This is a genomic window from Wenzhouxiangella sp. XN79A (assembly GCF_012272825.1).
GTDB lineage: Bacteria > Pseudomonadota > Gammaproteobacteria > Xanthomonadales > Wenzhouxiangellaceae.
The window spans coordinates 24143-47205 of record NZ_JAAWWS010000168.1; the positions used below are offsets into that span (position 1 = coordinate 24143).

Annotated in this window: 12 protein-coding genes; 4 read left to right on the forward strand and 8 right to left on the reverse strand. The window is 68.8% G+C overall.

The genetic code is table 11. The features are described 5' to 3' along the window. Positions 1–61: 61 nt before the first annotated feature. From HFP89_RS15155 to HFP89_RS15175, 5 genes are all read right to left on the reverse strand, one after another. Positions 62–2524, reverse strand: coding sequence for an MMPL family transporter (locus tag HFP89_RS15155; protein ID WP_168718520.1), 2463 nt, complete (start codon positions 2522–2524; stop codon positions 62–64). Continuing rightward, positions 2517–3599, reverse strand: coding sequence for a hypothetical protein (locus HFP89_RS15160; RefSeq protein WP_168718521.1), 1083 nt, complete (start codon positions 3597–3599; stop codon positions 2517–2519). The genes HFP89_RS15155 and HFP89_RS15160 overlap by 8 nt, the downstream gene beginning before the upstream one ends. Positions 3600–3685: 86 nt before the next feature. Next, a complete protein-coding gene (locus HFP89_RS15880; RefSeq protein WP_206212407.1) occupies positions 3686–5629 on the reverse strand; it encodes a DUF1329 domain-containing protein in 1944 nt (647 codons plus the stop codon). Positions 5630–5655: 26 nt separating this feature from the next. Continuing rightward, positions 5656–7494, reverse strand: a complete 1839-nt coding sequence (locus HFP89_RS15170) for a DUF1302 domain-containing protein (RefSeq protein ID WP_168718522.1) — start codon at positions 7492–7494, stop codon at positions 5656–5658. Positions 7495–7511: 17 nt separating this feature from the next. After that, the gene (locus tag HFP89_RS15175; RefSeq protein ID WP_168718523.1) at positions 7512–9674 is read right to left on the reverse strand and encodes an Ig-like domain-containing protein; all 2163 of its coding nucleotides are present in this window, start codon (positions 9672–9674) and stop codon (positions 7512–7514) included. 394 nt (positions 9675–10068) lie between these two features. Between HFP89_RS15175 and HFP89_RS15180 the strand changes: the two genes are divergently transcribed. Further along, complete coding sequence (locus tag HFP89_RS15180) at positions 10069–11385, forward strand: Nramp family divalent metal transporter (protein WP_240956451.1); 1317 nt, start codon at positions 10069–10071, stop codon at positions 11383–11385. Between the two features lie 12 nt (positions 11386–11397). Here HFP89_RS15180 and HFP89_RS15185 read toward each other — a convergent pair whose 3' ends face one another. After that, complete coding sequence (locus HFP89_RS15185; RefSeq protein WP_168718524.1) at positions 11398–13257, reverse strand: sulfotransferase; 1860 nt, start codon at positions 13255–13257, stop codon at positions 11398–11400. A 129-nt stretch (positions 13258–13386) separates the two neighbouring features. On the opposite strand from HFP89_RS15185, the gene HFP89_RS15190 reads away from it, so the two are divergent. Next, positions 13387–17229, forward strand: coding sequence for an IPTL-CTERM sorting domain-containing protein (locus HFP89_RS15190; RefSeq protein ID WP_168718525.1), 3843 nt, complete (start codon positions 13387–13389; stop codon positions 17227–17229). Between the two features lie 89 nt (positions 17230–17318). On the opposite strand, the gene HFP89_RS15195 is transcribed toward HFP89_RS15190, so the two are convergent. Further along, the gene (locus HFP89_RS15195) at positions 17319–18917 is read right to left on the reverse strand and encodes a tetratricopeptide repeat protein (protein WP_168718526.1); all 1599 of its coding nucleotides are present in this window, start codon (positions 18915–18917) and stop codon (positions 17319–17321) included. A 4-nt stretch (positions 18918–18921) separates the two neighbouring features. After that, a complete protein-coding gene (locus tag HFP89_RS15200; protein ID WP_168718527.1) occupies positions 18922–20640 on the reverse strand; it encodes a CRTAC1 family protein in 1719 nt (572 codons plus the stop codon). A 91-nt stretch (positions 20641–20731) separates the two neighbouring features. On the opposite strand from HFP89_RS15200, the gene neuC reads away from it, so the two are divergent. Next, the gene (neuC, locus tag HFP89_RS15205) at positions 20732–21949 is read left to right on the forward strand and encodes a UDP-N-acetylglucosamine 2-epimerase (RefSeq protein WP_168718528.1); all 1218 of its coding nucleotides are present in this window, start codon (positions 20732–20734) and stop codon (positions 21947–21949) included. After that, the gene (locus tag HFP89_RS15210) at positions 21946–23052 is read left to right on the forward strand and encodes a DegT/DnrJ/EryC1/StrS family aminotransferase (RefSeq protein ID WP_168718529.1); all 1107 of its coding nucleotides are present in this window, start codon (positions 21946–21948) and stop codon (positions 23050–23052) included. Before neuC ends, HFP89_RS15210 begins: the two co-directional genes overlap by 4 nt. Positions 23053–23063: the final 11 nt, after the last annotated feature.

Here is a 23063-nt window from a genome sequence, read left to right on the forward strand (position 1 = left end):
GGCCGGCGGCCGGCCCGGGTGCGGATCAGTACGTTGATCAGGATGTTGATCTGGACCGCGATCAGGCCGCTTCGCGCGGGCGCAGCAACCAGCGGGCCAGCGCCGGCAGCAGCAGCATGGCGCCGATCATGTTGAAGATGAACATGAACGCCAGCAGCACGCCCATGTCGGCCTGGAACTTGAGGTCCGAGAACAGCCAGGTCCCGACGCCCACGGCCAGGGTGATGGCGGTGAAGAACACGGCCTTGCCGGTCAGCCGAAGCGTCTGCATGTAGGCCGCATCCAGCGACATGCCTTCCTTCAGGTGGCCGGCCATTCGGCTGTAGATGTAGATGCCGTAGTCGACGCCGATGCCGACGCCGAGCGCGACCACCGGCAGCGTGTTGACCTTCAGGCCGATGCCCATGAAGGCCATCAACGAGTAGGCCATGTAACTGACCAGCACCAGCGGCAACACGATGCAGATCGTGCCGCGCACCGAACGGAAGGTGATCAGGCACAGCAGGATGATCGCACCGTAGACGTAGAGCAGCATCGGCGTCTGTGCAGCCCGCACCTCTTCGTTGGTCGCGGCCATGACGCCGACATTGCCGGTGGCCAGGCGGAAGCAGACATCCTCCTCGCAGACCGGTGCGTCCTGTTCGAGCAGGCCTTCGACCACTTCACCGGACCCGTGGAACTCGAGGCCGTCGACCGCGAACTCCGCGCGCAGCTCCTTGACCCGCTGGACCACCCGGGCAATCGTCTCGGCCTTGTGGTCCTCGGTGAAGATCATGATCGGCATCGCGCTGCAATCGCGGTTCAGCAGGCCGGAGTCGGTCTCGATGTTCTGCAGGTTCTGGCGCATGATGAAGACATTGCGCGGCAGGACCTTCCAGCGCAGGTTGCCCTCGTTCCAGCCGGCGTTGATGATCTTCGCGGCCATCGGCAGTGAAATCACCTGCTGGACGCCCTCGACCTGCTGCATCTGCCACGAGAAGTCGTCGATCGCGTCCATGATCTCGGGGTTCTCGGTACAGGCCTGCGGAACCGTCTCGGCAATCACCGAGATCAGGTCGGTACCCAGCGAGAACCGATCCGAGATCAACCGTGCATCCTGGTTGTAGCGGGCGTCCTGGCGAAGTTCCGGCACGCCGGCCTCGGAATCGCCGATCTGCATGTCCTGGGACTTGTACAGCGCCCCGGCGAACAGAACGACACCGGCCACGATGGTCACGGCCGCCACGCCGGGGCGGGTGAACGAAGCGACGAAGCGCCAGATCAACGAGGTGGTCGCGGCCTTGGCGAAGGCGCGTTGGCGGTACTTCTCTCCGTTGCGCATGCGCACGTAGGACAGCAGGATCGGCAGCAGGACCAGGTTGGTGAAGATGATGATCGCAACCCCGATCGAGGCGGTGATCGCCAGCTCCTGGATGATCCGGATGTTGATCAGCAGGATGGTCAGGAAGCCGATGGTGTCGGACAACAGCGCGATCGAGCCCGGTGCCAGCAGGCGGGCGAAGGTCGCCTTGGCCGCATCGAGACTGCTGGCGATCTCGATCGCGCCGAGATCGATGCCGTCATGGTGCAGACCGGCCGGAGATCGACCGCCGAAGAACTTCTCCGCCTGCCAGCCGGAAATCATCTGTACCCCGTGGCTGACCCCGATCGCGAACACCAGGAACGGCGTCAGGATGTTCATCGGATCGATGCCGAACCCGAGCAGGCTGAGCGCACCCAGCTGCCAGATCACGGCGACGGTCGAGCAGACCAGGGGAAGAACCGTCAACCAGACCGACTTCGAATACAGCAACAGCAGGATCGCGGTAATCGCGAACGCGACGCCGAAATACACCACCACGCCGCGCGCCCCGTCGGCCACGTCGCCGACGATCTTGGCGAAGCCGATGATGTGGACCGTGTGCGCTTCGTTCTCGTAGTCGGTTCGGATGGCTTCCAATCGGTCGGCGACATCCTGGTAGTCGAGTGTTTCACCGGTCGAAGGGTCTTCCTCGAGCAGGTTGGCCCAGACCATCGCGCCGGAGAAATCCTCGGCGACCAGTCGGCCGACCTCCCCGGACTTGATGATGTTCGAGCGAACGCGGTCGAACATCTCCTCGCTCGGCTCGAAATCGGCCGGAATCACGTTGCCGCCGGCGAAGCCGTCCTCGACGACCTCGACGAAACGAACGTTCGGAGTAAAGATCGACCGCACGCTGGCGCGATCGACGCCGGGCAGCAGGAAGACCTCGTTGCTGACTTCCTCGAAGGCCTGGATGAACTCCGGCGTGAACATCTCGCCGTCGCGCGCCATCAACGCCACCATGATGCGGTTGGCGCCGCCGAATTCGCGCTCGTAGTCGAGGAAGGTCTGCATATACTCGTGATCGAGCGGCAGCTGCTTCTTGAAACCGGCATCGACGCGCAACTGCAGCATCGAATACGCCATCACCGCACTGCCGAGAAGGAAGATCAGCAGGATCAGCGGACGGATCGAAAAGATCGCATCCGCCACGCGGGCCGCAAAGCCTTTCGGTTCAGTCATAACGCACTCCGTCCTCGCCGACGAGAATCCGGTGGCCGTCGTCGACCAGCACGGCGGCATAGTCGCTGCCCAGCCGATCACTTTCGATCTCGAGATTGCCATCGGCGTCCAGCGTCACCCGGGTGGCCGCGGCGCCAACCATCAGCACGCGTCCGTCCGGCAGGTAGGTCGCACCCATCAGGGTCTGGTCGCCGGGGTAGTCGAGGCGTTCCCAGCTGTCGCCGAAATCGCAGCTCTTCTGGATGTTGCCGCGCAACCCGTAGGCGATGATGCAGCCGTCGAGCTCGATCAACCCGAACATCGAGCCGCTGTAGGGGAAGCGGAAGCTTTCCCAGGTCGCACCGAGATCGGTACTGCGATACCCGTATCCGCGCTCCGCGGCGATCATCATCCGCTCGTCTTCGAGGACCAGCAGATCGTTGAGGTGGCACTCGAGGAACTCGTAACAGCCCTTGTCGATGAAGATCTCCTCGCCGGCCGCGGTTTCCTGGTTGGCGGGAACATCGATATCACCGGACATCGTATCGATGCCGCCCTGCGCGCGGGCGATCGCCGCCCAGTCGATCGCCTCGCCGGACAGGCGGTCCTGGATATGCTCGGTCTCCCAGGTCACTCCGCCGTCGGCGGTGCTCATGAAGCGCCCGTAGGCGCCGACCGCGAAGCCCTTCAACGCGGTCAGGAACTCGATATCGAGCAGCGGCTCCTCGGCTTCCGGGTCCCAGTTCTGGATGAACCAGGTGCGACCGCCGTCGGCACTGGACAGGATCACGCTGTCGTGGCCAGCGGCCCACATCCGGCGCCCCTCGCGGGCAATGCGAGTCAGCGTGGACTGGACCGGGACCTGGTCGGCCTGGGTCCACGTCCGACCGTCGTCGGACAACAGAACGTGGCCGCGCTGCCCGACCGCGACGAAGCCACCGTTGAACCGGGTCAGGTCGAGCAACAGGCTTTCGTCGGCAAGACGGGCCTCGAGCGCCGGTTCCGGTTCGATCGTCGTTTCGACCTGCTGGGCCGACGTCGAACCGGCCCACAGCAGCAGACCGATCGAAACAAAGAGACAGGACAGGTGTTTCATCACCGCACTCCGAGGGAAACTGCACTACGGAAGCGGCCGGCCCGGGGGACCGGCCGCAAGAGGCATGCCCGAAACGAGCAGCGCGATCAGCGGCGACCGCGCGTCCTCAGCGCCTGCGGCGTGTAGTTGCTCGGCGCCAGCTCGACGTTGAAGGTGTTGACCGGATCCTGGTTGTCGATCCCTACCGCCACGTAGCGGCCGGACAGCAGGTCCATGTGGGTCTCGATCGTGCTCCAGAAGGTCGGCACTTCGTAGTAGTTGATCGAGTGGGCTTCCGACGCGCGCCACAGCTCGTTGTTCTGGTCGTAGTGGTCGATCAGCAGGATCTGGTAGGAATCCTCGTCCATGTAGAAGGTACGACGCGAGTTGATGTGCCGCGTGCCTTCCTTCAGCGTGGCGTCGACGATCCAGACCCGATGCAGCTCGTAGCGCATGTATTCCGGGTTCAGGTGACCGGCCATGACCAGGTCCTCCGGCGTCACGTCGGAACCGTGTGCGTCGTAGGAGTTGTACGGTACGTACATTTCCTTCTTGCCGACGATCCGCCAGTCGAAGCGATCCATGGCGCCGTTGAACATGTCGGTCATGTCATTGGTGCGCAGCCCGTCGGACGCCGTGCCCGGGTTGTCGTAGGCGACGTTCGGAGCGCGACGCACGCGACGCTGGCCGGGGTTGTAGATCCAGGCCTGACGCGGCTGCTGGATCTGGTCGAGAGTTTCGTGGACCAGCAGGATGTTGCCCGCCAGGCGGGCCGGTGACTCCACTTCCTGGAAGAAGTACAGCAGGATGTTGTTGGTATCGGCGATGGTCACGCCTTCCTTGTAGTACAGGCCCAGGATTTCCTCGCGCAGCTTCACCAGCTGGAAATTGCCTCCGGCCGTCGGCGCCACCTGGTTGTTGTAACGCGTGCCGCCGGTGCCCTTGTACTTGAGCTTGTGGTTCCACATCAGCTCGTAGGCGTTCTGCGGGATCGGGAACGGGAAACCTTCAGCGGCATTGGTGATCCCTTCGCCGTCCGACACCAGCTGCGCGGTGCTGGCGTTCCGGATGCTCATCTCATAGGTGCGTTCCGGGAACGACGCCGAGCGACGCGTCGGATAGATGCGCATGTAATAGGTATCGGGGTAACGCTGGAAGGTGGCGATCTGGCCGGCCGACAGCTGGTCGGCGTAGTCCATGTAGTTCTCGCCGGTGATCACGAACTCCGGCCGATCGTTCGGGAACGGGTTCGGGTGACGGTCGCCGGGCTCGAAGCCGGCCGGCCAGTCGTCCCGCGTGATACCGCCGGTCCAGGCCGGAATCGTACCCTCGGCATTGCCGGCACGGACCGAACCCATCGGCGTCAGGTCGTTGCCGAGCCGCGCGATGTTCTCCGGGGTACGCGGAATCACGCCCTCGGCCGCAGCCGAATCGGCCGCCGTACCGGTGGCCTGCGTGGTCGCAGAAGCGCGTGCAGCAGCGGCCTCGGCCGCAGCGGCTTGTTCGGCAGCCAGGCGTTCGGCCTCAGCGCGGGCAGCGTCCTCGGCAGCCGCGGCTTCCGCCGCGACCCGTTCGGCTTCCTCCGCGGCCGCGGCCTCGGCGGCCACCCGCTCGGCTTCCTCCGCGGCCGCCTGCTCGGCAGCCATCCGGCCGGCGGCGGCCTGCTCTTCGGCCGCAGCGGCGGCTTCGGCAGCGGCCTGCTCGGCGGCCGCGCGCTCGGCTTCGGCAGCCGCAGCCGCTTCGGCGGCACGCCGCTCGGCTTCGGCCCGGGCGGCCTCTTCGGCGGCGCGGCGTTCGGCTTCGGCTTCGGCCGCTGCGCGTGCTTCGGCTTCGGCCGCTGCGCGACGTTCGGCTTCGGCGGCTGCGCGTGCTTCGGCTTCGGCTTCGGCCGCTGCGCGACGCTCGGCTTCGGCGCGCGCTGCTTGTTCGGCGTCGGCCTGCTCGGCAGCGGCCTGCTCCGTGTTCATCCCGTCATCCGGCGTCGTACCGCACGCGGTGAGCGTGATGGCGAGACCCGCTGCTGCCAGCAGGGCAATCAGGTTCTTGGTCATGGTCGTCATCCGTTGAATCCTCCGCGTCAGAACGAGTAGCTGATCGAGCCCGAGACGAAGTCACGGTCCCCGATCAGGTTGTTGATGCCGGCACCGAAGAAGCTGGTGTAGCCGAAATCGACCCGCCAGTTCGCCAGGTACGAGAAACCCAGCCCCAGCGACAGGGACTTGCGGCCTTCGACGAAGTTACCGCCCGGCCCGGGGGACGTTCCGGTGACATCGTGGTTGAACGCCAGACGCGGCGTCATGTTCCACGCCGAGTCGAACACCGCGTTGTAGGTCGGAGCGATCACGAGGCGATAGCCCCAGCTGAACGGCGTGGCGAACCCGTCGGTCGTGGTGACCGGGTTGCGCAGGTCTCCGCCGGTGAGCTGGTTTCCGATGCCGCCGCCGGTGTCGGTGCCCGGTCCTTCGAACCGGAGTTCGTTCTGGCTCGGCAGGTCCCAGACGTGGGTCGCGCCGAACTCGGTCACGAACGCGACCTGGTCGGCGTTGATCGGGTTGTTCGGGCCGAACAGCTTGGTCAGTGTGAACTGGGCCTGCGACACTTCGCGACGCGAAAAGCCGGTGATCGACTCGCCGGGGCCGAACTGACCGAGCTGGCTGTTGAAGCGCAGCGCCGGCTCGGGCAGCACCGCGTTGAGCGGCGAAAGCCCCGCGAACAGCAGCTCGACGTCGTCGATCTGCAGCGGCAGGTTCGGCCGGTAGCTGATCTCGCCCTGCAGCGCCCAGGTCTCGAACACCGTGGTGTTGAAGCTCAGGCCGAACGAGTCGATGTCTTCCGGATAGACCACGTTGACGCGACCGGTCGAGGTGTCCGTGCTGGTCACGGACTGGCCGTTCAGCACCGGCAGGCGGCTGTGGTAGCGGATGTAGTACAGGCCGAACTCGGTGTCGTTGAGCCAGGGCGCGAAGTAGCGAAGCGCCAGCCCGTACTGCCCGGTATCACTCGGCCGCTCGTCCAGGCCGCGCGGCAGGTTGCCGGGCGGGAAGCAGGTCTGCGGCAGCGGATCGACGCCGCAGCCGGGAATCGGCAGCGGGTCGTCCGGGACAAGGCCGAAGCCGAGCATGGCGTACTGGCCGCCGTCGGTGGCGAAGTCGTTGGTCGAGAAGTACGAACCGGCCGGCTCGGGCTCGACCCGGTCCCATTCGTACATGTAGATCCCTTCGACCGACAGGTTCGGCGTCAGCTCCAGCGAGCTGTAGACCATGCCGATCGGGATGAAGGCATCGCGCAGTTCGGCGCCGGCGGTCCGGATGGCCGAGACGTCGACCGGGTTGATCACGTTGATGCCGCCCGGCAGGAAGGTCGACTCGCCCCAGCTGACCACCTGGCGACCGACGCGCACCGTCAGCAGTTTGTCGGCGACGGTGAAGTCGCCGTAGACGTAGGCGTCGAGCAGGCGAGCGCGCTGACCGACGAAGTCCTTGGCGTCGTCGCTGAGGCGGTTCTTGTTGTCCAGCGTGAAGTCGTAGAAGTAGTTGCCGCGGACGAACGCGCCGTAGTTCTTGTAGGCAATGTCCAGCTCCGAAGTGATGCGGGCCTGGTTGAAGATCAGGTCGTACTGATCGAAGTTCAGGTTACCGTCATCGGAGTTGGCCGAGAACCGACCCGGCGCGGCGATCTGCTGTTCGATCGGCAGGGTCGAGATGGCCGGGTTGAAGACCGACTTGGCGATCAGGTCGTCGTCCCGCTCCTCGACACGCATACCCATGGAATACGAGATCGTCGTGTCCAGGGTAATGCTGACCTCGTCGGTACTGAGGTCGATCGCGGCCGCCGGTCCGGCGACCAGACCGAGAGCAATGGCAGAGGCCAGCAGCGAACGACGCGGCAGCCCTGTCTTGTTGTTGATGTTCTTCATGGATCGATCTCCCTCGCTCAGTCGGTCTCGATAACGGACGGGTTGTTCACGACCACCGTCGTGCCGCCGGTCTGGATCAGGCTCGCGGCCTGGCCCTGCATTTCGGCGGTCACGGCCGGATCGGCCGTCGGGTCGAGCAGGGATCCGTGACCACCCGAGATGAATCGGGTGGCACCGCGGATGCCGGCCGCGTCCTGCGTGGTGCCGGTAATCGGGTCCAGCCCCATGACGCGGATCAGCGGCTCGGTGCCCGACAGCGGTGCACCCGGCACGGCATTCGGAACCACCGTGTCGCCGGCGACCTGGTGGAGCAGGATCGAGTTGGCCTGGACGGCGTTGCCTGCCCAGTTGATCGGATCGGCCGAGTCGACCGCGGCCTGGGCAATGGTCAGGAACTGGAAGAAGTCGGCCGAATCCGGTTCGACGCCGGCGGCCTGCAGGCCGGCGCGGATCACCGGGCCGAAGGTCTGCGAGCCGGCCAGCAGGTTGGCGATCCCGCCACCCGGGACCGACAGCACGGCGTTGTTGACGGTCGGCTCGACGGCCAGGAAGGCGGTGCCGACGATCGAGCCCAGCGACAGGCCGACGAAGTTGATGTTCGATCCGTCGAAGTCGGCCACGGTGTCGCCGTCGATATCGATGCCCGGAATGTTCAGCGCCAGCGTCGACAGGTCGACCTGGGCCTGGCGGTTGTTGTCACGCGCGGTCAGCAGGCTCTGCAGGTTGATGAAGTAGGTGCCCGAGCCGTCGATCCGACCATCCGGACCGGGCGCGCCGGTGGCGTTGTCCTGCAGGTCGAGGTCGAAGGTGCGCTCGTTGGCGATCGGGCCGAACGGGGTGTTGTCGACGTACAGCGCGGCCAGCGGCTGCGACGGATCCAGCGGATCGGTCTGGGTGATGCCGTGCAGCGGCAGGTCCATCGAGACGACGGCGTAGCCGATCGAGGCCATGGTGTCGGCCAGGGCCAAGGCCTGCGAACGATTGCCCGTGATGCCGTGCTGGAAGATGACCACCGGCCAGCCGCCGGCCGGCCTGACCTGGCCGGAGAACTGGTTCGGCACGGTGACCAGGATCGGCACCGTCTGACGATCACGCTCGACCGGCAGCGGGTTGGCGACCGTGATGTTCGTCGAGGTCGGATCCAGGCCGAACTGGTCGAACGGCGGCACGTAATTGCCCGGCGCGGCCTGCCAGAACTGGTTCAGCGGCGCGGTCGGGTTGTCCGGGCTCGGCACACCGAGGAAGTACGGCAGCTCGACGACCCCGATCAGCACGTCGGCGATCCCCGGCGAAGCGCCCGGCGGCAGCACGTCGGCCGTGGTGAGGCCGGTCGGGGCGACCTGGGCCGAGGTCGGCGACAGCGTCGAGCGGACCACGCTCAGCACCGGCGTGATCGACTGGGTCGTGGCCGTCCAGGACAGCACGATGTCGTCGCGCGAGATGCCGGTGGCCGCGGCCGCGGCGCCTTCCTGCGAATTGACGATCTGGCGCAGCGGTTCCAGCGCCTGGGCCGTGGCGTTGTCGAGCAACGGCTCGGTGCTGACGCCGCCGGCGGTCACCAGCGGCTCGGTGCGCTTGGTCAGGAAGTAGGTCTGCGACGGGGTCGCGACGTTGCCGGCCGGATCCTGGACGCCGTTGGTGACCACGGCCATGTAGGCGGTCATTTCCTGCAGCGGCACCAGCGGCACGATGGCGATGGTGCGGCCGGTCGGATCGGTCGACGCGACGGTGGCCACGTATTCGGACCCCGGCGTCAGTTCACGATTGACCTGCTGGACGCCGATGCTGCCCTGGACCAGCTGGACTTCGAACAGACGGACCGAGGACCCCGGAATCACCGTGTTCGGGTTGACCGGATCGGAAAAGGTGAAGGTCCACGGCGTGACCGTGCTGAACCCGTCGAGCGCACTCAGCGCAACGGCCGGATCGCCGAAGTCCGTCGGGTCCGCGACCGGGGGATTCAGGGTCAGGTCGGTGGTTCCCAGCAACAGCAGGTTGATCGGGAACGGCAGGACGCCATTGGACGGATCGAAGTTGGCGGTGATGACGTCGGTGGTCAACCCACCGTCCGGATTCGTTGCGGGCGTGGTCGGCTCGGCGCGATCACTGCTCGAGCTGCCGCCGCAGCCGGCAAGAACGGTCAACGCCAGCGCGAACGCCGGGATCAGACGGTACTTCATCAGATTTTCTCCCCGAAGCATGAGCTTGTCGGTCGTTATATTTAAGGCTCCGGCCGAAAACGGGCAGCGGCACGGAATCGCCCTCGTATGATATGAACAGGCTTTGCATGAATGCAAGCGCGCGAAGCGTTTATCGAGCCTCCCCTTTTCATCGGAAACCAGCCTACCCCATCGTGCAGACCGACGTGAGCCGAAGTTCGTGCGCCAGCGCACAGGACTGCGACCGGGTTGCGCTGCAGGCGGCGATCGGGCCGGACCGCCCCGAATCCACCCGCGCCCCCGCTCGCCACCGCCCGGCCCGGGCAATCCCGCACCCCGTCGAGCCGGCCCGCGTACACTTGCCGCGCGCTGCCCGATCCATGCGCTTTCGGCTCCTGACCAAACGAGGACAACCATGACGGATTCGTTTCGCGGGCCCACGACGCCGGCCCTGCGCGCGGCGATCGGACCCGGTCTGCTGATGGCCGGCGCGGCGGTCGGCGTTTCGCACCTGGTGCAGTCGACCCGGGCCGGCGCCGAATACGGCCTGGCCCTGGTCGCGCTGGTCCTGATCGGCTGTCTGCTGAAGTTCCCGTTTCTCGAATTCGGCCCGCGCTACGCTGCAGCCACCGGCGAGAGCCTGATCGCCGGCTATCGCAGGATGGGCCGCTGGGCGCTGGGCCTGTTCGCGCTGATCACGGTCAGCACCATGTTCATCGTGACCGCCGCGGTGACCCTGGTGACGGCGGGGCTGACCGGTCTCCTGCTCGGCCTCGAACTGTCGATCACGACGCTGTCGGCGCTGGTGCTGGCAGTCTGCGCTCTGCTGCTGGCGCTCGGCCATTACCGCACGCTGGACCGGGTGATGAAACTGGTCATGGCCGGCCTGGCGCTGGTCACCGTGCTGGCCGTCGGTCTGGCGCTGGCCGCGACGCTCGGCGAGCCGGCCGCGATCGACCGACTCGGCGACAGTCTGCTGCACGAGCGATTGTGGACCGGGGTCACGCTGGGCTTCGTGCTGGCGCTGCTCGGCTGGATGCCGATCCCGCTGGACGCTGCCGCCTGGCACTCGCTGTGGACCCTGGAGCGGGCCCGCCAGACCGGCCATCGCCCGTCGCTGCACGAGGCCGGCTTCGACTTCCGGCTCGGCTACCTCGGCGCAACCCTGCTGGCGGTGGCGTTCCTGCTGCTCGGCGCGTTGACGATGTACGGCCGCGGCAGCGAGTTCGCCGGCGGCGCGGTCGCATTCGCCGCCCAGTTCGCCGATCTCTACGGCGCCGCACTCGGCGACGGCTGGCGGCCGCTGATCGTGACCGCTGCACTGGCCACCATGTTCTCGACCACGCTGACCGTGCTCGACGCGTTCCCTCGGGTGCTGCGCGCGATCCTCGAGGACGCCGGCGATGCCGGCGACCCGGAGCACGGCGCTGCCGATCGACCCGGGCACCGGGCCCGCTACCTGGCCGGCCTGGTCCTGATCGCGTTCGGTGCGCTGGTGATCATCGATCGCTTCGGCGGTGCGTTCACCCAGCTGATCGACTTCATCACCACGGTATCGTTCCTCGCCGCGCCGGTCATCGCCTGGCTGAACCTGCGCCTGCTGACCGGTCGCTGGACGCCCGAGGCCGCGCGACCCGGGCCGGCGCTGCGGGCGCTGGCCCGGGCCGGACTGGTCTTCCTGGTGCTGCTGTCGGTGGTCTGGGTCGGCTGGCAACTGGTCGGCGCGGCCTGACGCCGCGCCGCATCAGCGGCGGGCCAGCCAGCCCTCGATCCGTGCCCGGGTCGGCTCGACCAGCGGCAGCACACGCTCCAGCGCCTCGGCATTGCGCTTCCACTTGTCCGGGGCCGGACGGTCGAGGGTGTGACGGGACAACGGCAGTTGGCCGTCGAACGGCGGCGGCGTCAGGCCCAGGCGGTCGCACAGCGCACTCAGCGTCGCCTCGGGCTGTTCGATCAGCGACTCGTAGACCACCGGCACCGCATCGGCGAACGCGCCGCCGTCCAGCGCGTCCAGGATGGCCTCGTGCGCGACCTGCCACTGGCGGGCGGCCATCATCGCGACATCATCGACCGGCAGGTCCCGCCAGCCCGGGATCAGCAGCAAGGACCAGGGCGGACCCTGCCAACCCGGGAGTTCCGGGTAGGTCACGAAACGCCCCGACCCCCAGGCGTCGATGATGCTGCTGATGTTCTCGCGCGGCCGGCGGACCAGGTAGACCAGCTGCATCCCCGGAAAGACCTGTTTCAGGAACGGCAGGCGCAGCGCGTTCTTCGGCGTCTTCTCCAGCAGCCGCGGCGCATCGATCGCCTGCAGCCGCTCCATCCCCTCGTGGCGGACCACCGCATCGGCGAACCGGCTGCGCAATGCGTCGACCAGGGCCGGCCGGGCATCGGCGGCGGCCAGCGCATTGGATTCGAAGCCGCGGGCGGCCGGGTTCAACGCCTCGATTCCCTCGATCACCCCATGGCTTTCACCACCGATCGACACGGTTTCGGGGCAACGCGCCAGGCACTCGAACAGCAGCGTACTGCCGGAACGCGGCGCCGCGGCGATCACGACCGTCCGACCGAGCCGGACGCGCGGCCGGACCGGCGCGGCCGACCCGGCGCCCGGCGACGCCTCCGGACGCGCCGGCCCGGCGGCCGTGGCCGGAGCCACCTCCTCGGCCAGGCCACTGTCGACGATCACCACGCGGATCATCGCGGCCACGTCGGCACCGTTGGGAAACGACAGCTGCCCTTCGAAGGCATCGAGGTCGCGACTCAGCGTATCCAGCGCGCGGGCATAGGCCGGCCGCCCTTCCGCTGTCGGGCCGAAGCGCGCCCACAGGCCGCGCCACTGGAAGCGGAACCGCTCCATCCGGGCCTGGAGCTGGCGGCTCGTCTCGCGCGGTGCGCCGCTGGCGACCAGGTCGTCGAACAGGTTGGCCAGCAGGCTCTCCTGTTCCCACGGGCTCATCACCGCCGGCCGGTTGCTGCGCTCGAAGTGCAGCTTCGGCCGGCGCTCGGGCAGGAACGGAACGGCGCGCGGCCGGAACGACCCGCCGTCGTCGGCGAACGGATTCCGGGCCCCGGCCAGCAGGTCCCAGAACGGGCCGGATCCAACCGTATCGCAGACCAGGTGGACACGCGGCTCGGCCGACGGGTTGGTGACCCTGTGCACCTTCCAGGTATCGAACACCCAGCATTCGCCGGGCTGCATGTGGACGTCGCGGTCGCCGCAGTGGAAACGCACGCCCGGTGACGTCCGGATCGGCACGTGGACGCGCATGCGCTGATGCCAGTAGTAGTTCTGGTCGAAGTGCGGGCTGGCCTCGGCCGCGCCACCGATGCGCATCAGGCGCGACCGACCGATGACCGTGGCGAAGGCCTCCATGACCTGCTGCAGATACGGACAGGCGGCCAGCGCCGGCGTCGGCGCCATCGCGCCCGCCAGATCATCGTTCTGCCCTCCGCCGGTGGTCACCAGCAGCAGCGCGTCGTTGTCGCGGAACCCTTGCGGATGCGGACGCCAGGCCTCGTGGGGCACGGCGTCGATCTCGGCCTGCAGGCGCTCGGCATCGAACTGCAGCGGCAGCTGCAGGAACTCGGCGGGCAGTTTCATCGCGATGAAATTGTCTCGGCGGAAGAATTCGCCTATTATCCACGCTGGGGAGTGTGACGAAATTCAAACTTTTTCGCTCCACGAACAGGCCGACTTCGGCCGTGAATTCAGCAGGGAGTACGCATCCAGATGACCTCCGAATCCTTCCGCACCACGCGGCTGCATCAGGCCGTCCGCAGCGCGCTGGCCGGCATGCGCCGACCGGCCGCACTGGCCTCGATCAGCCTGGCCACCGGCGCCGGCGCGACCGCGCTGCCGGCGCTGGCGCTCGACGTCGATCTCGCGGCTACGACGGTCGGCAGCCACGCGCGGCAGCACGCCGGCGCGCTGCTGGTGCTCGACGCCGGCGTCGAGAATGCCGAGGTGCTGACCCGCGACCTGCCGACCGGCGTTCGGGTCGCTCGGCTGCCGGCCGACGTGGCGCCGCTGCGCGGCCTCGAGATGCTGCTGGAGGCCCACCCGGGCACCCGCGAACTGCACGTGGTGTCGCACGGCGGACCGGGCCGGCTCGACTTCGCAGGCGGCGCGGTCGATGCCGACGCGCTGGCCGCCTCGGCCGACCGACTGGCGCGGTGGTTCGACGGCGTCGAGCGTCCGGAGATCGTGCTGTACGGCTGCGACGTGGCGGCCGACGAACGGGGCCTGGCCTTCATCGATGCGCTGGCGCGCCACACCCGCGCCCGGATTTCGGCGTCAGACGATCCGACCGGCGCGGCCGCCAGCGGCGGTGACTGGACGCTGGAACGCTCGACCGCACTGGCCGCCCGCGCGCCGCTGTTCGGCGAGGCCGCACGGTCCGAGTTCGAGGGCCTGCTGGCGACGTTCACGGTGACCGATGCCGGCGACAGCGGTCCGGGCACACTGCGCCAGGCCGTCGTCGACGCCAACAACACGCCGGGTGCCGACATCATCGAGTTCGACGCCGGGCTGTCGGGGTCGACCATCACGCTGAGCTACGGCGAGCTGACCATCACCGACGACGTCAGCATCGAAGGGCCCGGCGCCGCCGACCTGACGATCGACGGCAACGACAACTCGCAGATCTTCGTCATCACCAGCCAGGCGGCCACGGTCTCGATCTCCGACCTGACGCTGACCGGCGGATTCGCCGACGGCAGCAATGGCGGCGCGATCGAGAGCTTCGCGACCAGCCGGCTGACGATCGCCGATTCGATCCTGACCGGCAACCGTGCCGAAAGCGCGTACGGACCGGTCCGGGGCGACGCTGGGCGCGGGTACTACTACGGCGGCGGAGGGAACGGCGGCGCAATCGCCCAGACCCAGGGCGAATTGGTCATCACCGGAACGACGATCCAGAACAACACGGCCAAGTACGACGGCGGCGGCATCTGGTTCTTCAGCAATGCGAGCGATGATCTGCTGCAGATCAGCCAGTCGACGGTCACCGGCAACGTGGCCGGCGACGGCGGCGGCATCTACTACGGCGGCGGTGACGGCGGTGGGGTTCACATCGAGGTCTTCAACTACGGTGGCGCCTTTACGGTCACCGATTCGACGATCTCGTCGAACTCCGCCTCGTCCGGTGGCGGCCTGGCGCTGTACGCCGATTCGCTGAGCACCCGAAGCTACGGCACCGGCATCGCGCGCGGCACGCTGACGGTCAGCACCACCACGATCCAGGGCAACTCGGCCACTCGCGGCGGCGGCGGGCTGTTCCTGTACGGCGAGCAGGACATCTCCGACATCGTGATCGAGGGCAGCCAGATCCTCGACAACACCGTCGAGACCGTCAGCCCGCCGCCGTTGCGCGGCGGCGGCGCAGGCCGGAGCGTCGGCGGCGGCATCCTGTTCGCCAACGACTACGGCATCGGTGGAATGACGGTCCGCGACACCAGCATTTCGGGCAATACCGCCGGGCTGGGCGGCGGCATTGCCGTGGTGTTCGAATCCTTCGGCTCCGACGTGGTCGTGGAGACCAGTACGATCAGCGGCAATTCGGCCATCGGCGGTCCCGGCGGCCCACAGGGCGGACCGGGGTACGGCATCGGCGGCATCGGCGGCGGAGTGCTGATGTTCAACGAAGAATCCTTCTACGACGGGCCGCCCTACGGATCGCTCACGGTCCGCGATACGACGATCAGCGCGAATACGGCCGACCTCGCCGGCGGCGGGTTCGGCGCGATCAGCCGCCAGGCCCTGAATCAACCGGTCCGCGGCGTGGCGAGAGTGGCCGACCCCAGTCGCTTCGGCGGCGCGGACGGTTCCGACGAACGGCGGGCCGAAGCGCGCGGCAGGGGCCCCACCCTGCTCAGCGAGATCCTGGTCGAAGGCTCGACGCTGAGCGGCAATCAGGCGCTGGTCGGCGGCGGCTTCGCGGCCAACGCCAGCGGAACGCGCGGGCTGCAGCTGACCAACAGCACCGTCAGCTCCAACAGTTCGGCGTTCGGCGGCAGCGGGATCGAACTCTACGGCGTCCAGCCCTACGGCCCGGTGCGCGGTGGCTACGGCCTGACGCTCTCGGCCGACTTCCTGACCCTGGCGAACAACACCTCGGTCGGCGTCCGGGGCGGCGGCAGCGCGGGCCTGAGCCTGGGCTACGGCGACCTGGCGGTGCTGGCCAACAGCGTACTTGCCGACAACGGCTACGACCTTTCGGGCAGCGCCGAGGCCGACTTCACGCTGATCGAGAACGACAGCCTGGCCACGATCACCGGCGCCAGCAACATCATCGGCAGCGATCCGCTGCTCGAGCCGCTGGCCGACAACGGCGGACCGACCGAGACCCACCTGCTCGGCCCCGGCAGCCCCGCGACCGACGCCGGCGACCCGGCCTTCACCACGCCGCCGGACTTCGACCAGCGCGGCACCGGCTTCCCGCGCGTGGCCAACGGCCGGATCGACATGGGCGCCACCGAAGGCCTGCCGCCGAGCATCGCGCTCGCGCCCGACCCGGTCGACTTCGGCGTCGTCAAGGTCGGCGAGACCAGCGCCGCGGGCGCGGTGACGATCTCGAACAGCGGCGGTCTGTTGAGCGTTTCGGGGATCAGCGCCGCGGGCGGTGCCTTCGCCGCCGCCGGTGGCAGCTGCGACCCGGTGCCGTTCGACCTGGCCGACGGCGAGAACTGCACGCTGGAGTTCACCTTCACGCCGCTGGCGGTGGGCGTGGACAGCCTGTCCATCTCGGTGACGAGCAACGACGCCGACGGACCCGACCAGTTCACGCTGACCGGCGAAGGCGCGCTCGGCCAGCTGAGCATCACGCCCGACCCGGCCGACTTCGGCGGCGTCGAGGTCAATACCGTTTCGGCTCCGCTGTCGGTCACGCTGGAGAACATCGGCGCGGTCGACGTCGACGTCAGCGCCGTCGATGCCGCCGCAGCGCCGTTCGCGGCCGCCGGCGGCAGCTGTGGTGCCGCGCCCTTCTCGCTGGCCCCGACCGCGACCTGCACGCTGGACTACACCTTTGCACCGGTGGCGCTCGGGCCGTTCACGCAGTCGGTCAACGTGACCAGCGACGGCAGCGGCTCGCCGGATGCCTTCGATCTGACCGGCACCGGCACCGGCGGCGCGACACTGGGACTCAGCACCAACGACCTCGACTTCGGCCTGGTCTCGCTCGGCGTCGGCGGTTCGGCCTTCGTGACGCTGACCAACACCGGCTCGCTGGACCTGGACATCAACGGCATCACCGATCCGGGGGCCCCGTTCTCGCTGACCTTCGGAACCCGCGGCGCGGCGCTGTGCGCAGCGCCTCCGTTCGTCCTGTCCACGGGTGCGAGCTGCGACATCCAGATCGACTTCGATCCGCTCGCGACCGGTGTGTACACGGCCAGCTTCGACGTTCTGAGCAATGCGCCGAGCAGCCCGGACACGGTGAACCTGGAGGGCACGGCCGGCGAGCCGCTGGTCATTCCGACCCTGAGTCGCTGGGGACTGGTCCTGCTCGGTGGCCTGATGGGCCTGCTGGGCTGGTTCGGCTTCCGCAGGCGCGAGACCGGATCGACTGGCTGACGGCTCGTCGACCAGGCAGTCACGCTATGCGGCCGGGACCTCCCGGCCGCTTTCGTTGACTCAAGAGGCAGGCCGACGCGATCGCGCGCTCAGTCGAAGCGGAAGCGGGGATCGTCCGGCGGGAAGGGGCGGGTCGCTCGCTGTTCGCTCTCGTAACGACGCATGTTCGGTTGCAGGTCCGAGCGGCGCTCGAGTTCGCCGGCCTTCAGCGCTTCGAAGATGGCCGCCGCCTGCAGGTCGACGGCATCCTGGAAGCGACCCACGGCGGCGGAGACCATCGCCAGCGTCGCGGCCGCATCCACGCCGCCCCGCAGATCGTAGATCTGCTTGCTCCATTCCAGCGCCTCGTCGAGTGCGTCCGGATCGGCGTCGAGGCAGCTTGCCCGCATCCGGGCGATCGCGCCCAGCAGCGCGACGTCACGCGGTTCGACGGCATCGAAGGCCTGTTCCATGACCGGCTGCGCGGCACGGCAGTCACCGGCGGCGAGATGAGTCAACCCCTGCCAGTAGCGCAGCCGCGCCCGCTCGTCCGGCGCTTCGGCCGCCTCGGCCAGCTCGGCGAAGGTCGCCGCGGCGCGCTCCAGGTCGCCCTGGTGCAGCCAGACCCGAGCACGGCCTTCGCGGGCCGCGGCCAGCCCCGGCTCCAGCGTCAGCGCACCGGCATAGGCGCCCAGGGCCTGGTCCATCGCGCCGGTGCGCGCCTCGACCTGACCGAGCACGACCCAGTCCTCGGCCGATAGCGAGCCGAGCTCACGAAGACGGCGCAGCGCCGCCCGGGCCAGTTCGTACTGACCGTTGCGGGCCAGCACCTTGCCGTAGGCGGCGACCACGGTCGGATTGTCCCGGTCCAGCAGGCTGGCCCGGCTGAGCATCTGGGCGGCGGCCTCGAAGTCACCGCGATCGGCCTGGGCCAGGCCGGCTTCGAGGTAGAACTGCGGGCTGCGGGACCGCTGCTGGATCTGCAGCATGATCGGATCCTCGATCTGCGGCTCGCCCTCCCCGGCCCGGAGCAGCGCTTCGCGCGCCTCGTCGACCCGGCCGAGTTCGCGCAGCGCCTGGCCCAGCGAAAAATACAGCCGCGTTCCGGCCGGATCGAGCGACAGCGCCCGGCCGAGCAGGTCGACCGCCTCCTCGCCGCGTCCATCGGCCAGCGCGACCCGGCCCAGGCCACCCAGCGCGGCCGGCGACTCGGGCTGCAGCCGCAGCGCGGTCTGGAAATCGGAACGCGCCGCATCGATGTTGCCTTCGTTCAGGTGCGCCCGACCGCGCCGGATCCGGGCCGGCACCAGCACGTCCGGGTGGGCCAGTTCCAGCGCCGCGTTCAGGCGCTGGATCGCGGTCGCGGAATCGCCGTTGAGCAGGGCCAGCACGCCGAGCCGATAGAGCAGGTCGGAGCGGGCCGGCTGCAGGGCCAGTGTCTGCTGCCATGCCGCCTCGGCCTGGCGCTGGAAGTCGTGGGCAAAATAGGTATCGCCAAGGGCCAGCCAGGCGTTGGCCAGGGTGATCGGGTCGTCGGTCTGCGCGCGCAGATCGATCATCGCCGAGCGGGCCTCGGCCAGCGCATCGCGGACCGGTGCAGCCGCGTCGCCGAGGTCGGGGGCCGGGACTTCCGGCAGCGGGTCATCGCTCTGGGCGAAAACGGAAACGCCGCCCAGCAGGGCGGTGGCAAGAATCAGTGCTCGAATCATGGAATCACTCGTCGGAGGATGGTTCGGGAACGCCCTGACCCCGGATCAGGACATGGTAGCGATCGACCTCGAGATCGGCAAACCGTTCCCGCTGACCGTTCGGCCAGCGCACCTGCAGGGTCACCGGCGCGTTGGCCGGACCGAGTCCGAGGACCGCCCGGGGATCGTTGGCCGAGGCGTAGGATCCGTCGGTGCGTGCCCGAACCGTTGCCGCCACCGCGCCGTCCGGGCCGATCCGCTCGACCCGGGCCGGCAGGACGTCGAGCTGGCCATCGGGTCCGCGCAGTTCGATGCCGATCCAGTGCGGCTCATCGGGCGTGACGTTCCGGAGCAGCTGCGGCCGGCCGCGATTGTTGGCGACCACCACGTCGATCCGCCCGTCGTTGTCGAGGTCGCCGAACGCCGCGCCGCGCCCGGTGTGCGAGGCCTGCAACGCCGCTCCGGCGCCCGCGCTGAGGTCGATGTAGTCGCCGTCGCGCAGCACGAACAGCTGGTCGGGCTGATGATACGGCCACGGGTCGCCGGCCTCGGCCAGCGCGCTTTCCAGCACGACCGCACCGTTGGCGACATAGAGATCCAGCCCGCCATCGCGGTCGAGGTCGGCGAACGCGGTGCCGAAGCCGGTCCGCGGCAGGCTGGGCGCGCCGAGGCCGCGCTGCGCGGTGACGTCGGTGAACCAGCCCGAGCCGTCGTTGCGGTACAGCGTGTTGGTCTCGCGGATCAGGTGGGTCATGAACAGGTCGATCGCGCCGTCGTTGTCGAAATCGCCGGCATCCACGCCCATGCTGGCTTCGGCCGATCCGCCGCCGTTGACCGCGTTGCCGGCCAGGAAGGCGTCCTCGATGAAGCGCGGCACGCCGTGTTCGCTGCCCTGGTTCAGCCAGTAATGGTTCGGCTCCCCGTCATTGGCCACGTAGAGATCCACCCGCCCGTCGTCGTTGAAATCGGCCGCCACCACGCCGAGCCCGGGCTGCGGATCGTCGAGCAGGCCGACCGGGCCGGACCGGTCGCGGAACGTGCCGTCGCCGTTGTTGACGAACAGCGAATCGGCGGCCGGCGGATAGGCCGATGGCGAGCAGTAGTCGAGCCGGCTGCTGCCGGCGGCGCGACAGTCGCGGTGCGAATCGAAGCTCCAGTCGACGTAGTTGACGACGAACAGGTCGAGCCGGCCGTCGCCGGTCACGTCGGCGAAGCTCGCGCTGACGCTCCAGCGCGGGTCGTTGACGCCGGCCTCCGCGGTCACGTCGGTGAACCGGCCGCCGCCGTCGTTGCGCCACAGCTGGTTGTCGCCGACGTTGAGCAGGTAGAGATCCGGGTCGCCGTCAGCATCGTAGTCGGCAACCGCCACACCCTGGCCGTAGCCGCGTGCATCGATGCCGCTGGCCTCGGTGACGTCGACGAAGCGGATCGCTCCGCCCGGTTCGGTGACGTTGCGGTAGAGCCGGTCGCCGCGGGTCCGTTCGGTCGGCCCGACGTCGGGCGCGAAGCGGCCGCCCTGGACCAGGTACAGGTCCATCCGGCCGTCGCCGTCGTAGTCCAGCAGCGCCGCACCGCCGCCCATGATCTCCGGAAACCAGAATCGGCCCTCGGCGCCGTTGAGGTACTCGAAGTCCACGCCCGCCGACTCGGTGACGTCGATGAACCAGTCCTCGGCCGCAGCAGTCGCGGCGACCCCCGAGGACAGCGACAGGACCAGCACGGCGGCCGAGAAACGGGAGGGCATGACAGGACGGGCTCGATGTTCACCAGACATCGGACAGGATACCGGACAATCGTGCAGTCGATCACACGCCCCACCCGGCCCCGGAACCGCCTTGCCGAACCCCACGCCCGCCCAGCCCGAACCGACCGCACGACGCCGGATCGCCGTGGTCAGCAGCTCGCGCGCCGACTACGGGCACCTCTACTGGGTACTCCGCGCGCTCGAGGAACGCCCGGAAGTCGATCTGCGCATCGTCGCCACCGGCGCGCACCTGTCGCCCGGCTTCGGCCACACCGTGGAGGCCTTCGAGGCCGACGGTTTCACGCTGGAGGCCGCGCCGGAATGCCTGCTCGATTCCGACAGCGACGTCGGCATGGCCAAGACCATCGGCGTCGGCGTGCTGTCGCTGGCCGACCTGTTCGGCCGGCTGCGGCCCGACCTGCTGCTGCTGATCGCCGATCGCTACGAGATGCTGGCCCCGGCGGCGGTCGCGCTGGCGCTGAGGATTCCGATCGCCCACATCGAGGGCGGCGACGTCAGCGAGGGCGCGATCGACGACGCGGTACGCAATGCACTGACCAAGATGGCGCACCTTCACTTCGTACCGACCGCGACCGCGCGCCGGCGGGTGCTGGCGATGGGCGAGGCCGACTGGCGGGTTCACGTCAGCGGCGCGCCGTCGCTGGACCACCTGGTTCGCAGCACCCTGCCCGACCGGGCCGGCCTGGAACAGCGGCTGGCCCTGCCGCTGGACCCCGCGCCGCTGGTCGTCGCGATGCATCCGGTCACGCTGGCCGCCGACGAGACCGCCGACGCCCGCGCGCTGCTCGAAGCACTCGAACCCGTCGATCGACCGATCGTGTTCTGCTACCCGAACGCCGATGCCGGCTACGCCCGGATCGTCGCGGCCACCCGCGACTTCTGCGGCGATCGACCGGATCGACGACTGGTGACCAACCTCGCCCACCTCGACTACTGGGCACTGTTGACGCACGCCGCCGCGCTGCTCGGCAATTCCTCCAGCGGCATCATGGAAACGCCGTCGCTGGCCCTGCCCTGCGTGAATATCGGCATGCGCCAGGAAAAACGCGAGCGGGCCGCCAACATCATCGACTGCCCCGGCGAGGCCGCATCGATCCGGGCCGCGATCCAACACGCGCTGGACCCGGCGTTCCGGGCCGGTCTGGCCGGCATGAGCAATCCCTACGGCGACGGCACGGCCGGCGCGCTGATCGCGCAGGTGCTGGCCGAGACGCCGATCGACGACCGGCTGCGGATCAAGCGCGCGCTGGACCTGGCCGACGGCGACCGGCCGGCGTTCATCCAGTGAGCAGGCCACGCATCGGGCTCGCGCGGCCGCGTCTGGGGGACGAGGAACTCCAGGCGCTGGCCGAAACCCTTCGCTCGGGCGTGCTCAGCCGCGGCGAGGCCCTGACCGGCTTCGAGGCCGACCTGGCCCGGGTGGCCGGCACCCGGAGCGCGGTCGGCGTCAATTCCGGCACCAGCGCGCTGCAGATCGCGCTCGAAGCGCTCGGCATCGGGGCCGGCGACGAGGTGATCACGGTCAGCTACACCTTCATCGGGACGCTCAACGCAATTGCCCGGACCGGCGCCGAGCCGGTGCTGATCGACGTGGCGCCGGACAGCCTGAACCTCGACCCGGCCCGCCTGGCCGAAGCCATCACCGAGCGAACCCGCGCGGTGCTGGTCGTCCACCTGTTCGGTCGCCCGGCGCCGATGGACGCGATCCGGGCCAGTACCGAACCGGCCGGCCTGGCGATCGTCGAGGACGCCTGCGAGGCGATCGGCGCGCGCTGGCGCGGGCGGCCGGTCGGCGGCCTCGGCGAGGCCGGCACCTTCGGCTTCTATCCGAACAAGCCGATCGCGACCGGCGAAGGCGGCGTGATCACGCTCGACGACACCGAGCTGGCCACCCGCTGCCGGCAGCTGCGCAACCAGGGCCTGGATCCGGCGACCGGCACCCGCCACCCGACCCGGCCCGGTCTGAGCACGCGGCTGTCGGAGCTGCAGGCCGCGGTCGGCCGCATCCAGGTGGCCCGGCTGGCCTCGTCGCTGGCCGACCGCGAGCGCGTGGCGTTGCGCTACCTCGAGCGGCTGGACGGGTGCGCCGGGCTGGAACTGCCGGCACCGGCCGGCGCCGACTGCACGATCAGCTGGTTCACCTTTCCGATCCGGGTGCCGGACCGGTCCGCCCGCGACCGGGTCCGGAGCCGGCTGGCCGAGCGCGGCATCGAGACCGGCATCTACTTCGAGCCGGCCCATCGACTCTCGCCGTACGACCGGACGAAGCTGCGCCATGCCCTGCCGGTCACCGAGTCCATCGGCGATCGCGGCCTGGCGCTGCCGCTGTATCCGGACCTGGCCGAGGACGACCAGGACCGGGTCTGCGAGGCGCTGCGCGACGCGCTCTGACGGTGATCGAA